Origin of the sequence: Brucella sp. IR068 (assembly GCF_049065885.1) — a bacterium.
In the GTDB taxonomy this organism is placed as follows: domain Bacteria; phylum Pseudomonadota; class Alphaproteobacteria; order Rhizobiales; family Rhizobiaceae; genus Brucella; species Brucella intermedia.
The window spans coordinates 80,395-94,914 of the sequence record NZ_JBAKHE010000013.1 but is presented as its reverse complement, the minus strand read 5'-3'; the positions used below and the strand labels follow the sequence as shown (position 1 = coordinate 94,914).

The window sequence follows — 14,520 nt, the reverse complement described above, 5'->3', positions numbered from 1 at the left end:
CGGAAGAAATGCCCTTCCGTTTGCTTTTGCGCATGTCCTTACCCCGAAACCGTTTCCTGCTTTCGGGAGGCCTGCTCTAGGCGCCCTGGTTGCGTTTCTGATCAAGCATGACCGCGCCTACGATGAGTGCTCCCTTCAAAACCTGCTGGTAGTAGGACTGGATACCCATCAGATCGAGACCGTTGTTCATGACACCGATGATGAGCGCGCCGATGAGTGTTCCCGTGATGCGCCCGACGCCGCCCGACAGGCTGGTGCCGCCAATGACGACCGCTGCGATGGCATCGAGTTCATAGCTGATACCCGCTTGCGGCAGCGCCGATCCGGTGCGGGCCGACAGGACCATGCCTGCAAGGCCGGCCAGCCCGCCGGAGATGACGTAAACAGAAAAGCGCACCCGTGATATGTTGATGCCAGAAGTATTCGCGGCGTGGGGATTGCCGCCAACAGCGTAGATATAGCGGCCGAACCGCGAGCGATTCAGAATCCACCATGATACCAGAAACACGATCGCGAGCAGAATGACAGGAACCGGAACGCCGAGAATGTTGCCGGTTCCAATCCAGCGAAAATCCGGGACAAGGGCGGGTACCGGCTTGCCGCCGCCGTAGATCAAGGTCAGGCCGCGCGCTGCGGAAAGCATGCCGAGCGTGGCCACGAATGCCGGAACCGCGAAGCGTGAGACTATCGTGCCGACCAGCGCGCCACAGCCGATGCCCACGAGCAGGCCGACGGGAATGGCTATGAACGGTGAATATGGAGCCCCCGCAATGCCTGCCGTCGCCGACGTGGTTGCAAGGCTGGCGCTGACGATACCGGCCAATGCGACCACAGAGCCAACGGAGAGGTCGATGCCACGCGTCAGAATGACGAAGGTCATGCCGATGGCGAGAATGCCGTTGATGGAGGTTTGCAGCAAAACGTTGGAAATATTGCCTGCTGTCAGGAAATACTCGTTGGAGAACGAGAGGATCGTGGCCAGAAGCAGGAAGGCGATGAATATGCCATATTCCTGAACGACCAGCCTGCGACGTTCGGAGCCAAACCAGCTGGTTGGTGAATTATTCTCTGTGGTGGACACTGTTCTACCTCTCCAGAACCGGCCGCAAGTGCTGATGCAGGCGACTGTTCTATCTCCTTGGTCTCAACCGATACGCGGTGCTTCCGTGTCAATCTTCATGTCGAAAGATGCACCAGCGTCTGCGCGTTCGTTTCCGCCCTGCGATAAATGCCAACCGATTGTCCCCCGCGCATGACCATGATGCGATCGGACATGCCGAGAACCTCATCGATCTCCGATGAGATCATGACTACAGTTCCGCCTTCGGCGGCAAATTCGCAGATGACGCGGTAAATTTCCTGTTTTGCGCCGACATCGACACCGCGCGTTGGTTCATCAAGCAGCAGAACGCGCGGGCTTCGCAGGAACCATTTTCCAAGTACGACCTTCTGCTGGTTGCCACCCGAAAGGCCGGAAACCGCCATCGTGTCATGCGCGACCTTGATCCTGAAACGCTCGATCATTGCCCTGCTGGCTGACGATTCCTCGCGTCGGTTCATTGCAAAATGCGGGCTCATCTCGGGCAGGCTGGCAAGGCAGATATTGTTGCGAACGCTGTCGCCAAGATTGAGTCCGGTGAGTTTTCGGTCCTCCGTCACGAAGGCGAGCCCGAGCGCCATGGCATCCGAGGGACGCCGGATGCTTATCGTCTCACCTTCCAGACGGATTGCGCCTTGGGAGGCTTTATCCAGTCCGAAAAGACAGTTGAATATTTCCGAACGACCCGACCCCATCAATCCGTAGATGCCGAAGATCTCACCCTTGTGCGCGGTGAAGGAGATATCGGTTATCTTGCCTGGTGCGCTGAGGCCCAAGACCTCGAGGCCTGGAACTTCTGTCGGGACATTCGTCTTGATGTATTCGTCACCCAATTCCCGTCCGATGATCAAACGGATCAATTCTGCGCGCGTGATAGCTCCGAGATCGCCGCTGTCGATATAGCTGCCGTCGCGAAACACGGTATAGGTGTCGGCAATCTGAAAAATTTCCGACAGGCGATGCGAGACGTAAACGACCCCTTTGCCGCTCGCTTTCAGCCGTTCGATCGCGGCAAAAAGCTGCTGGGCTTCCTTTTCGCCAATGGCAGACGTCGGTTCGTCCATGAAAATGACTTCGGCGTCGTGACTGAGCGCTTTTGCGATCTCAACCAGTTGAATCTGGGCGACGGACAGATTCATCATGAACTGATTGGCGCGAATTTTGAATTCGAGTTGGTCGAGAAGTTTTTGGGCATTCCGGTTCATCGTTTTGAAGTCGATGCCGCCGAAACGACGAAGCGGTTCTCTGCCCAGATAGATGTTTTCCGCCACGGTCATGTGCGGGATGGGGCTCAGCTCCTGCTCGATTATGGCGATGCCCGCCTGCAACGCTTCAGCAGGGCTGGAATATGTGACTTCTTTTCCGCGCCGCCGGATATGACCTTCGTCACGGGCGTGAATGCCCATCAAAATTTTCAGAAAGGTGGATTTGCCCGCGCCGTTGCCCCCGCAAAGTGCATGCACCGAGCCGGGCCGCAACTGGAGGCGTCCGTTCCGCAAGGCGGCAACGCCGCCAAAGGACTTTTTCAGCCCCTCCACATCCAGCAGAAGTTCCAATGCATTTCCTCCGGTGGCGGCAGTTGTTCTGCCGCCGGTTTCAACGGCCTCGCCGTCGTTTTGACAATATTCGATAAATGATCGACAAATGTCAACCTTTCATGTAAGAAGGACAAAAAGGGGAAAAGCAACATCAGCCCTGACGGTAGCTGGGCGGCGACAATAACGTTCCTATTCAATGGGTTAAGTGTAATCAGACGGATCGGCAGGTTTTGAGTGTAGATCTGGCCCGTGATTGCGCTTCCAGCTGAGGGATCTCCCGTTTTTGAGAAGATTTCGGTGTTGAGGGGAAATGTGTTGACAAGAGACAGAACTGTCTGACAAATGTCAAAATGTGGAGGCGGTCTTCAAGCTATCACCTGTCAGGAGGCGGCAGGGTTTGAAGAACGAGAAATGCTTCGATAGCGGGAGGATGGACGTGTCATCGAACAGCCTAGATCGACAGACGCTGTTTCTGGCGTTGATCAATGTCGCCGTTCTGGCGGCGGGCGGCTTTCTGGCCGGTTCAAATTTCATGGACAGCTATAACCTGCAATCGATGGCGTCGCAGGTTCCCGAATTGGGACTGCTGGCCTTCGGTGTCATGCTGGCGATGATTTCAGGCAATGGCGGTATCGATCTTTCGGGCATCGCGCTGGCAAATCTTTCCGGCATCGTCGCGTTTCTGCTGACACGCCATTATATTCCGGCTGCCGATGCACCGCTGCTTTTCTCGTGGGTATTTGCCGGTCTGGCGCTGGTCGTCGGGTTGATCGGCGGTGTCATCAATGGGATCGTGATTGCCTATGCGCGCCTGACGCCATTGATCGCAACGCTCGGAACCCAGCTTCTTTTTACCGGCATTGCCGTGTTCCTGACCAACGGCTCCGCCGTCAGCATGGGCTTTATCGAGCCGCTCGATAATTTCGGCAACATGCCCGTTCTTGGCGTTCCGATGTGCTTTGCGCTGTTTATCGCTATCGCTCTGGCGCTGTCATTCCTGCTCAAATACACGCCTTTCGGCGTGAAACTGATGCTACTTGGCAGCAATGCCAAGGCGGCTCGCTATGGCGGTATCAATGAAAGGCGCATGCTTCTCATCACCTATACGCTGTGCGGCCTTCTTGCTTCAGTTGCGGGGATCATCATTGCTGCGCGCAACTCTTCGGTGAAGTGGGATTATGGCGGGTCTTACGTCCTGATTGCGATCCTGATTGCCGTCTTGGGCGGTGTGAAGCCGGAGGGCGGCTGCGGGAAGATACTCTGTGTGCTTCTGGCCGCTACGGCTCTGCAGATACTCTCAAGCCTGTTCAATTTCATGAATATCTCGAATTTCTTCCGCGATCTTGCCTGGGGTGTTCTGCTGATGGCGCTTCTGGCATCGGCACGCATGCACTTCAGCTACTGGCTGCGGCCCAGAAGACAATAGCGACAAGGCTGCGGTTCCGGGATGAAGCCGCCAGTCGAGGACCCAAAAAACAATCTGCTTATATTAATGGAGGAGTCTTATGAGCATGTTTTCCAAACTGATAGCGGGCACGATGCTTGCGGGAACAGTCATGGCCGGCGCCGCACTCGCGGCAGACAAGCCGACCATCGTGACGGTAGTCAAGGTTACTGGTGAAAACTGGTTTACCCGCATGAACGAAGGGGTTGATGCTTATGGCAAGGACAATGCCAATGTGAGCGCCAGCCAGGTGGGCCCGGCAAAGGCTGATGCCGCGCAGCAGACCCGCATCATCGAAGACCTCGTTGCCAAGAATGTCTCGGCGATTGCCGTTGTGCCGATGGACCCTTCTGCACTTGAAGGCGTGCTACGCCGCGCTTCACAGCGCGGCATCAAGGTCATCACCCATGAGGGTGACAGCCTCGTGAATACCGATGTCGATATCGAAGCCTTCGACAACAAGGCATTCGGCGCGCGTATCAATGAAAAACTTGCCGAATGCATGGGCAAATCGGGCAAGTGGACCTCGTTCGTGGGATCGCTTGGCAGCCTCACGCATAATCAATGGGTCGATGCCGGTGCCGAAAACGCCAAGCAGTATCCCGATATGGAACTGGTGGCAGAGAAGAACGAATCCTTCAATGATGCCAACCGGGCCTATGAAAAGGCCAAGGAAATCCTCCGTAAATATCCGGATATCAAGGGCTTTCAGGGATCGTCCGCTATCGATGTGATCGGCATAGGTCGTGCCGTGGAGGAAGCGGGACTGCAGGACAAGACCTGCGTGTTCGGTCTCGGGCTTCCGAAGGATACCGGTCCATATCTCGAAAGCGGTGCTGTCGACCAGATTTTTTTCTGGGACCCGAAGGATGCCGGCTACGTCATGAACAAGGTCTCCGATCTCGTTCTCAAGGGCGAGGAAATCAAGGATGGCATGGATCTGGGTGTTCCGGGTTACGAGAAGATGACCGTCATCAAGGGGCCGGGCAAGGGCATCATCATCCAGGGCCAGGCCTGGGTTGATGCGGACAAGTCCAACTACAAGAACTTCCCGTTCTGACTACGAAGCAACGCGCCACGCTGACCTCCAGGGCCGCCCGCACCACAGCGGCCCTGGAGGGACCATCCGGAATTTCAGGAATTCGCCATGCTCGCCACCGATACAACGACACATTCTGCGCCGCCGTTTCTAGAGGTCAGAAACGTCAAGAAATCCTTTGGCGGCGTAAAAGCACTCAAAGACGTCAGCCTGACAATTGAGGCCGGACAAATCTACCATTTGATGGGAGAGAACGGTTGCGGCAAGAGCACGCTGATCAAAATCCTCTCAGGCGCACAGCCCGCCGATGAGGGGCAGATACTGATCGACGGCGAGGCGACCGGTGCAACGGCTGGCGATCTTGGCGCTATTGGAGCGCTTCGTGCAGGAATAGAAACTGTTTATCAGGATCTGTCGCTGCTACCCAATCTCTCAGTGGCAGAGAATGTAGCATTTACCGAACAACTCGTTGAAGCTTCCGGGCGTCTTGCCCGCCGGTTGAATATTTCGCTTCTGAACGAAACTGCGCGGCGGGCGCTTGCGGAAGTGCATTTGCCTACAGACAATGCGTTTCTTTCGCTCCGAACCGACACGCTGCCGCTGGCAACGCGCCAGTTGATCGCCATTGCGCGCGCGGTCGCTTCCGAGGCACGCCTTGTCATCATGGACGAGCCCACGACATCGTTGACCCGCCAGGAAGTTGAAAACCTGCTGCATGTGGTGGAACGCCTTCGCAGCAAGGGTGTGGCCGTGCTGTTCGTCACGCACAAACTCGATGAGTGCAAGTCTCTTGGCGGGCGTGCAATCATCATGCGCGACGGGCTGAAGGTTGCCGAGCTTGATGTCGCCTTGCACAGCAAGGCGGAGTTCAGTCATTGGATGACCGGTCGTGAAATCAGCGAAACACGCTATCGCACGGATCCGAAACTTGGCGAAGTCATGCTCGAAGTCGAAAAGCTTGGCGATGGCAAGGCATTTCGGGATGTTTCACTCAAGCTTAGAAAAGGTGAAATCCTCGGTATCACTGGCCTGCTGGATTCGGGCCGCAACGAGCTTGCGCTCGCTCTTGCTGGTGTCAAAACAGCAACAACCGGAAAGATGCGCTTGAACGGGCAGGAGATCGCACCGCAGTCGACGGCGCAAGCCATTGAATATGGGATCGGTTACGTGCCGGAAGACCGGCTGACTGAAGGTCTTTTCCTCGAGAAACCGATTCAGGACAACATTACCCTTCCGATCCTCGACCGGTTGCGCAATGCGCTTGGCGTGATTAGCGTCCGGCGTGCGCGTAGCGTCGCCGAGCAAAGCGTTGCCGACCTGCAGATCGTCGCGCCGGACGTAACCATACCGGTGCAGTCCCTGTCCGGAGGCAATCAGCAGCGCGTTCTGATCGGCCGATGGCTGACGATCAACCCTCAGCTTCTGATCCTGCATGGTCCGACGGTGGGGGTGGATGTAGGCTCGAAGGACACGATTTTCCGTATCATCCAGCGTCTGGCTGATGATGGTATGGGCGTCATTATCATCAGTGATGATTTACCGGAGCTTTTGCAGAACTGTGACCGCATTCTCGTCATGCGTCAGGGCCGTATCGTCGCTACGCACGCTGCCGAGGACCTGAGCGAAGATGCCATCTACCAATCCATGGCCAGCACGTCGAAGGAGGTGGCACAATGACTGAGATCGCATCTGCTTCGGTTTCGGATAAGGGTCGGGGCGGCATTGGCTCGCGTCTCTGGGATCTGCTGGGGCGCCGGCCAGAAATCTTCACACTGCTTCTGATTATCGTCACCTGTCTGGTGGTTATCGGTGCCAATCCTGATTTCCTTCAGATGAGCAATATCGTGGATATTCTACGCGCTTCCGTCGTGAGAGGATTGTTTGCGATGGGCGTGCTGGTCGTGCTCGCTTCCGGTGGGATCGACGTTTCATTCACGGCTATTGCAGCCTTTGTGATGTATGCTCTGACCATGCTGGTCACGAACTGGTTCCCTGAAATGCCGATGACGATCACCCTGATCCTTGCGGCTCTGGGCGGCGCGGCGTTTGGGGCTCTGAACGGCCTCCTCGTCCAGAAACTGCAAGCGCCCTCGCTGATCGTCACCATCGGAACGCAATATGTCATCCGCAGCTTTCTGCTGACCTTTGTCGGCACTGCGCTGTTCATGAATATTCCGGCGGCAATGGATGCTTTCGGCAAGGCCTCGCTCTTTACCCATCACGCATCGAACGGCGTCGTTTCAGTACTACCAGCCACGGTTCTGGTTCTCGTTGCCGCCGCGCTGGTAACATGGTTCATCCTTGAGCGGACGTTGATGGGACGGGCAATCTTCGCTGTCGGCGGCAATCCGGGCATAGCCGAACGACTTGGCATCAATCTCTTCCGCGTGCGTATTTTCGTCTTCGCCTATGCGGGGCTTCTGGCTGGTATTGCGGGCGTGGTTCACGTCTCAAGCAATCGTCTCGCCAATCCATTCGATCTTGCCGGTATGGAACTTGAAATCATCGCTGCTGTCGTGCTCGGCGGTGCGCGAATTACGGGTGGTTCCGGTTCGGTGATTGGAACACTGTTGGGGGTGCTTTTGATCACGATCGTCAGCAACGTTCTGATCTTCGTGGGAATTCCGAGCACGCTGCAGCTTGCCATTGTGGGCATTTTTATCCTGCTTGCCGGTACGATCTTCGCCTTGCGCAATCGCAGTTGAAATCAAATCGGCCGCGCTTTTCTGTCACAGCACAGGTGCGGCCTCACGTATTTTCTGGGAGGGTTTCATGTCACACGATGTGTCGGTCGTAGGGCTTTATATTCTTGATGTGCTCGGTCGACCGGTCGATGCAATTCCACCGGGCGGGAATGTCGAATTCATTGATGAAATTCGGTTGACCGTCGCGGGTACCGCTGGCGGTACGGTTGTCGATCTGGCCAAGCTTGGTCTCAACTGTCTGGCCGTCGGTGCCGTTGGAGACGACGAGAAAGCCGATTTCGTCATTGCGACGCTACAAAGGTTCGGTGTCGATACCGCGCAGATGCAACGTCTCAAAGGCGTGCCGACCTCAGCGAGCATCCTGAATATTCGCCACAACGGCGATCGTCCGGCTCTGCATGCACGCGGGGCATCGGACCATTTCGAGATTGCGGACAGTGCGCTGGATGCAGTGCTGGCGCCGCCGATCATCCATCTTGGCGGAACTGGTCTTCTGGCCAAGCTTGATGGCGAACCCAGCCGAAAGCTTCTTGCTGAAGCGAAGGCACGCGGAAGAACGACGACCTTCGATCTTCTCGGTGCAAATGATGGCACTCTCGACCTGATTGCTCCGCTTTTCCCGCATATCGACTATTTCATGCCTTCCATCGAGGAAGCGAAGCAGATTTCGGGTGCTGAGGATGTTGAGGGCGCAGGCGTCTTCTTTCTTGAGCGTGGCGTGAAGCATTGTGTATTCACGCTCGGCGGTGACGGCGTCTGTTTCATGGACGCATCAGGCCAAATCGTGCGCCAGCCTGCTTTCCAGATCGAAGTCGTGGATACCACCGGATGCGGCGATGCTTTCGATGCCGGTTTCATTGCGGCCTTGCATCACAAGATGGATTTGAAAGCGGCCTTGAACTTCGCTCAGGCGTCGGCCGCGCTCGTTGCAACAGGCCTCGGCTCGGATGCGGGTATTCGCTCCTTCGACGAGACGCTGGCGTTCATGAACACCGTGCCTGTCCGGCAATAGTTTAACAGAGGCGGGTGGGTTTAGAAGACCGCCCCGCCTTCTAATCAGCAAGGAGCCGTTCGGCAGCCTCCATATCGGTCACCAGATGCGTGGCATACCCGCCCGCCAGAACAGCGCGAATTGCTTCGACCTTTTGCGCGCCACCTGCAACGCACAACCTGTTCGGGACGCCACGCAGTTCATCAAGCTCGATGCCGATGACGCGCTGGTCGAGCTCGCGGACAATCTGCTTTCCGTCTCGATCAAGGAAGCGGCAGATCAGAACCGCCGCCGCCCCTTCACGTGCATAAGCGTCGATTTCGTCATTGCTGGTCACATCCGCAATGCGCATCGTGCTTTCGGCAGCAAGACCGCCGACGCCGAAAACAATCATGTCGGCCTGGCCGATCAGTTCGAACTGGCGCTGGAGTACAGGTTCGCCCATCAGCGCATCTCGTAGTTCAGCCGTGCTGAGCACGGCAGGGGCCAGCATGTTGATGCTGGTGGCGCCCATGTTGCGCGCCATGATGGAGGTGCAAAGCTCTGCGGAAAACTCCCGTTTGCCGATGGATGAGCCTGTGACCTGTACTATCGTGAGCCCTTCCATCGGCTGCGGCAGCGAAATTGCATCGGCAATGGCGAGTACCGTGCGTCCCCATGAGACGCAGATAGTCTCGCCGGGCTTCACCATACGCTCCATCAATCGCGCTCCGCCCGCGCCCAGCGCTTTCAGGCGAGCTTCGGCGGTGATTGATTTTTCGGATGGAATGACGAGTGCCTCCGCCAGCCCGAACCGCGTCGCCAATTTGCGAGCGATATGCGTGCGTGTCGCGATTTCAGGGTTCATCAGGATGCGCACGACACCTCTCTGCCTCGCCTCCTGCAGATAGTTGACGATGGTTGCGCGCGAAACACCGATCATTTGCGCGATTTCGTTCTGGGTCAGCTGGTTCTCGTAATAAAGCCAGGCTGCCCAGACAACGGCGTCATCGAACTCGGCCGGGATAGCATGCGTAGACGATGTTTGAGCGCCCGATGTCATACTCGTTTCCTGTTGTCTCTGTTGTTCCTGAGTTGCACAGAAAACCCTTTCGATCAACACGACAATCAATCGAGTTGACTAATGTCAGTTATTGGTGTCAATTGTATATGAGAGGAAGAGGAATCTCCACAAGTCTTTGTTGCGCCGTGGAAAATGCGAGGTTTTCCACGATGGCGCCTTTGTGTCTGCACTTCAATGCGCAGGCTTGCAGCTAAGGGAACGGCGGATGAAATCGAATTGGTCACAAGCGGATTTCGACAGGATTGTCGGTGTGTATGAACGGGCAGGCGTGAACCGCGATGTCGCGATCCGTACTTATACCACGCGTCTTCTCGGTTCCGAGCCCAAGCTGGTTTTGCACGGCGGCGGCAACACCTCGGTCAAGACCACGCTGATTGATCATGACGGCAGTGAAGTTTCCGTACTGTGCGTCAAGGGCAGTGGGTGGGACATGGGCAGGATTGAGCCGGCAGGTCTCCCCGCTCTGCATCTGGAACCGTTGAAAGCGATGGTGAACTACGAAACCTTGTCGGATGACGATATGGTCATGCTGCAACGCCGCTTGCTGCTCGATCCCGCAGCGCCCAATCCATCCGTGGAAGCCATCCTTCATGCGATCCTGCCATTCAAGCATGTCGACCACACGCACGCCAACGCGATCGTGGCGCTTACCAATCAGCCGCGGGGCGAAGAGATCATTCGGGAACTATTCCCGGAGATGATTATCGTGCCTTATGTCATGCCGGGCTTCGATCTTTCGAAGGCGTGTCTGAAGGCATTTTCCGCAAGGCCCGATGCACCCGGCATGATCTTGCTGAAGCACGGTATTTTCACCTGGTCGGAGGACCCGCGTGAAGCCTATGAAAATATGATTGCCGCGATTGACCGTGCTGAAAAGCGCATCGCGGAAGGCAGGTCACGCCCATTCGGAACGGCGAGCGCAGCACGATCGGCTAAAACCCTGGCCTCGGCGGAGGAAATCGCACCTCTATTGCGTGGAGCGATTGCACTCCCTGGCAGGGGAGAGGGACGGCCGCGCCGCTTCATTCTCGAGCACCGCTCTAATGACGATATTCTTGATTTTTGCGGTGCGCCGAACATCGCGGATCTGGTGCGGTGCGGGAATGCGACACCAGAACATGTCATTCATATCAAGCGCTATGGCGTGGCGCTGCCAAGGCCGGAAGCCGATAACTTTGAAGCGTGGACAGTCGGCGTAAAAGAGGCGGTGGCCGCCTATGCGGCCGACTACACGGCCTATTTCGAGCGTAACAATGCGCGTGTCGGCGGCGGCAAGAAGATGCTCGATCCGATGCCGCGCGTTTTCTATGTCGAGGGTGTGGGACTTTTTGCGGCTGGAAACACGCAGAAATCCGCTGGCGTCTGCGCGGACGTCGCCGAAGCGACGATTGAGGTCATTCGCGGTGCCGAAGGTATCGACCGTTTTGAAGCACTTTCCGAAGAAGACCTTTTTGACATCGAATACTGGTCACTGGAACAGGCAAAGCTTACCAAGCAGACCGAAAAGCCGCTCACTCGGCAGGTGGCGGTCGTGACAGGCGGAGCAGGCGGTCTCGGTCTGGCTATCGCGGAGCAACTGAAAAATCAGGGTGCGGAACTTGCGCTGATTGACATCGATGGGGAGCGTGTAGCCGCGGAAGCGAAGCGGCTGGGTGGCTTTGCCCTTGCATGTGACCTGACTGATCCCGTTGCGGCGGACAATGCACTTGCACAGATCGCCGCAAAATTTGGCGGGGTTGATATACTCGTCTCCAATGCGGGTGCAGCTTTTCAGGGCGCTTTGACCTCTGTCGATGACGATCTGTTCAAGGCTGCGTTCGATCTCAATTTCTGGAGCCATCATTATATTGCGCGGGCTGCGATCAAGGTCATGCAGAAGCAAGGCACCGGCGGTGCCATCGTGTTCAATGTCAGCAAGCAGGCCGTAAACCCGGGGCCTGATTTCGGCCCTTATGGCACATCGAAGGCGGCATTGATGGCACTGATGCGTCAATATTCCCTGGAGCATGCCGCTGATGGCATTACGGTAAACGCGGTCAATCCAGATCGAATACGCACGGGCCTGATGACCGACGAAATGGTCGATGAGCGTGCGCGGGCACGTGGTGTGACCCCGGAAGTCTATATGCGCGGCAATTTGCTGAAGCGTGAAGTCTCTGGCGAGGACGTTGCCGAGGCGGTTCTGCATCTGGTGCAGGCACGCGCATCCACTGGCGCTGTCATAACCGTTGATGGCGGCAACGTGGCGGCGATGATGAGGTAAACAGGTGCCAGTCGGGGTCCCGCCCGTTTCACCCTAAGCTTGATAGTTCGTTGTGATCGGGCGGTGTTAGGGAACCTTCTCGCCTTTTACGCCACTCCACGACAGTCATCATCCAGATGTGGAATATCAGAACATAGGTGAGTGACCCTCAAGGTGCGCTGAAGAACCCGATGGAATTACGGCTCCCAAAGCTAGGAACCGCCAATTGGGTTTTCCAGTCGCCAGGCACCCTGCATAGGCTTTCTGAGCAGGTTCCCCTGCTAGTACTAAGCCAATAAATTACATTTACCTAATATTTCAATCATAAGTCATAAACAATAATCAGTTAGTAATTTTACGATTAACCAAAACATGCGTTCTAACTTGTTCCGGTAATACTTGATGCGTATAACCACGCTGGTTGATTCAGTTTCGTTAAGGGGAGGCAATCATTACTTTTGGTTGCATTTTTCTCCCTGCACGGCACTTATTTTTTAAGGCGCCGCTGGTGCGAGGAGAAAGCATGTCTGGCAGTTATTCAATCTGGAAATCTTCCCGTCGAATGTTGGCGCGCGGCGTTGCTGTAGCGCTTGTGACTGCAGGTCTTATCCTGCCTCAGGCTGCTTATGCATGCACCAGTTTCATTCTTCCGACAAAAGACGGCAGTTTCGTTTACGGGCGCACGATGGAGTTGGGTTTTAATATCGATTCCAAAATGATCATGATCCCGCGCAACTTCAAAATGACTTCGCAGCTTTCGGCCGATACCGCAGGGAAGACGTGGAATGCCAAGTATGCGGCTGTAGGCATGAACGCCTTTGGCCTCCCGGCACTGATCGATGGCATGAACGAAAAAGGTCTTGCGGGTGGCATCCTCTATTTCCCGGATTTTGCGCAGTATCCTGATCCGTCCTCTGTAAAGCCGGAAAACAGCCTCGCCCATGGGATTTCCTGAGCTGGGCGCTGGGCAATTTCTCGACAGTGGCAGAAGTGAAAGCTGCGCTCGAAACGGTAGCCGTCGTGGGCGTCAAGCAGTCTGATATGGGCTTCGTCCCACCGGTCCATTACACGCTGCACGACACAACCGGCGCGTCGATAGTGATTGAACCGGTCGATGGCAAGCTGAAGGTCTATGACAATCCGCTAAGTGTCTTGACCAACGCGCCTACATTCGACTGGCATATGACAAATCTGCGCAACTACGTGAATCTGTCGCCAAAGAATGTCAAGGCGCTGAAAATCAACAATGAAACCATCAAGCAGCTGGGCGAGGGATCTGGCATGCTCGGCGTACCGGGCGATATGACGCCACCGTCGCGCTTTGTTCGTGCCAGCGCCAATCTTCTATCGGCTCGCAGCGTAGGAAGCGGCATCGAGAGCGTGCGCCTGGCGGAACACATTTTGAACAGTTTCGATATCCCGATCGGCCTTGTTCAGGGCGAAGCGGGTGAGGAAGACAAGCCTGTTGATTATACGCAGTTGTCGACGGTCGCCGACATGAAGAATGACGTGTACTACGTCAAGACCTATGAGGAACAAATCCTGCGGGGAGTTTCCCTCAAGGACCTCGACCTTGATGTCAAGGAACTTCTGACGATCAAGATTCCGACAGCAGTGGAGTCACTGCCGGTCTTGAAACAGAAATAAGGAAAAAGGAGCGGCGCGAGCCGCTCTTTTGCTTCACGCGCGGTTAATTTTCTTCGAGCCGCGATCAGACGTCAGTTCTTTGTCTTTGGAACTTGTGCACCGACGCCGGTGGGATATTGCGGAACGAGCGGCCAATCTCTTCCGTTTTGAGTCCGAGTGCAGAGAGCAGTTCTGTATGGACGGGACAACGCATGGCGTAGGTGAACTGATAGAATGAACCGAGCTGCGCGAGATAGTGGAAGCTCCCCCGCAAGACCGCTTCCACCTGCACTTTATCCATCGCCAATAGGCCGAGACCGCTGACGATGTTCTTGCAGGACCCCGGCGGTAAAAGGTCGAGCGCGGCGAGTTGTGTCGCGTCGGCCTGAATGACAGTTGAACGCGGAAAGCGTTTGCGTAACATACTCACAAAATCCGGATTGAATTCGATCAGTATCAGATCGCGGGGATCGACGCCTCGTTTGAGCAGAGCATAAGTGAATACGCCCGTTCCAGGGCCCAATTCGATGACGGGGCCGGTGCCCGGGCTGATTTCGCGCGTGATCAACCGGGCAAGAGACGGCCCGGACGGTGCTATTGCGGCAGTTAGCAGCGGATTGCGCAACCATGCAGCAAAGAAGGGAACGAAATCTGCAATTGGCATTCGGCGGCTCCTCGTGAAAACTGTTCTCCGATTCGTCCGGCAGAACCGCTGCAATTTCGAAGCTTCACCTGTCAAAGACCTGTCGTCCGGGTCGCGTGTAATCGTAAAA

Annotated in this window: 10 protein-coding genes and 1 pseudogene; 7 read left to right on the top strand and 4 right to left on the bottom strand. The window is 56.0% G+C overall.

Annotated features, from left to right (window positions below):
* Positions 1–76: 76 nt before the first annotated feature.
* Complete coding sequence (locus tag ACOWVS_RS19095; RefSeq protein WP_006469738.1) at positions 77–1,081, bottom strand: ABC transporter permease; 1,005 nt, start codon at positions 1,079–1,081, stop codon at positions 77–79.
* 95 nt (positions 1,082–1,176) lie between these two features.
* Positions 1,177–2,655, bottom strand: coding sequence for a sugar ABC transporter ATP-binding protein (locus ACOWVS_RS19090; RefSeq protein ID WP_006469739.1), 1,479 nt, complete (start codon positions 2,653–2,655; stop codon positions 1,177–1,179).
* Positions 2,656–3,073: 418 nt separating this feature from the next.
* Between ACOWVS_RS19090 and ACOWVS_RS19085 the strand changes: the two genes are divergently transcribed.
* The 5 genes from ACOWVS_RS19085 to ACOWVS_RS19065 all read left to right on the top strand — a co-directional run bounded on the left by ACOWVS_RS19085 (position 3,074) and on the right by ACOWVS_RS19065 (position 8,837).
* On the top strand, positions 3,074–4,063 hold the full coding sequence (locus ACOWVS_RS19085; protein ID WP_006471931.1) for an ABC transporter permease: 990 nt from the start codon (positions 3,074–3,076) through the stop codon (positions 4,061–4,063).
* A gap of 79 nt (positions 4,064–4,142) precedes the next feature.
* Positions 4,143–5,141: an autoinducer 2 ABC transporter substrate-binding protein gene (locus ACOWVS_RS19080; protein ID WP_006469741.1), complete on the top strand. Its 999-nt coding sequence runs from the start codon at positions 4,143–4,145 to the stop codon at positions 5,139–5,141.
* Positions 5,142–5,228: 87 nt separating this feature from the next.
* Entirely contained in the window at positions 5,229–6,797 is a 1,569-nt protein-coding gene (locus ACOWVS_RS19075; RefSeq protein WP_006469742.1) for a sugar ABC transporter ATP-binding protein, read from the top strand.
* Entirely contained in the window at positions 6,794–7,825 is a 1,032-nt protein-coding gene (locus ACOWVS_RS19070; RefSeq protein WP_006469743.1) for an ABC transporter permease, read from the top strand. Before ACOWVS_RS19075 ends, ACOWVS_RS19070 begins: the two co-directional genes overlap by 4 nt.
* Before the next feature lie 67 nt (positions 7,826–7,892).
* On the top strand, positions 7,893–8,837 hold the full coding sequence (locus ACOWVS_RS19065) for a carbohydrate kinase family protein (RefSeq protein ID WP_006471930.1): 945 nt from the start codon (positions 7,893–7,895) through the stop codon (positions 8,835–8,837).
* A 40-nt stretch (positions 8,838–8,877) separates the two neighbouring features.
* Here ACOWVS_RS19065 and ACOWVS_RS19060 read toward each other — a convergent pair whose 3' ends face one another.
* Positions 8,878–9,858, bottom strand: a complete 981-nt coding sequence (locus tag ACOWVS_RS19060; protein WP_006471929.1) for a sugar-binding transcriptional regulator — start codon at positions 9,856–9,858, stop codon at positions 8,878–8,880.
* Between the two features lie 226 nt (positions 9,859–10,084).
* Between ACOWVS_RS19060 and ACOWVS_RS19055 the strand changes: the two genes are divergently transcribed.
* Together ACOWVS_RS19055 and ACOWVS_RS19050 are read left to right on the top strand one after the other, a co-directional pair.
* The gene (locus tag ACOWVS_RS19055) at positions 10,085–12,142 is read left to right on the top strand and encodes a bifunctional aldolase/short-chain dehydrogenase (protein ID WP_006471928.1); all 2,058 of its coding nucleotides are present in this window, start codon (positions 10,085–10,087) and stop codon (positions 12,140–12,142) included.
* Between the two features lie 502 nt (positions 12,143–12,644).
* A pseudogene (locus ACOWVS_RS19050) lies at positions 12,645–13,768 on the top strand (linear amide C-N hydrolase).
* Positions 13,769–13,832: 64 nt separating this feature from the next.
* On the opposite strand, the gene ACOWVS_RS19045 reads toward ACOWVS_RS19050, so the two are convergent.
* Positions 13,833–14,411, bottom strand: a complete 579-nt coding sequence (locus tag ACOWVS_RS19045; RefSeq protein WP_006471927.1) for a class I SAM-dependent methyltransferase — start codon at positions 14,409–14,411, stop codon at positions 13,833–13,835.
* Positions 14,412–14,520: the final 109 nt, after the last annotated feature.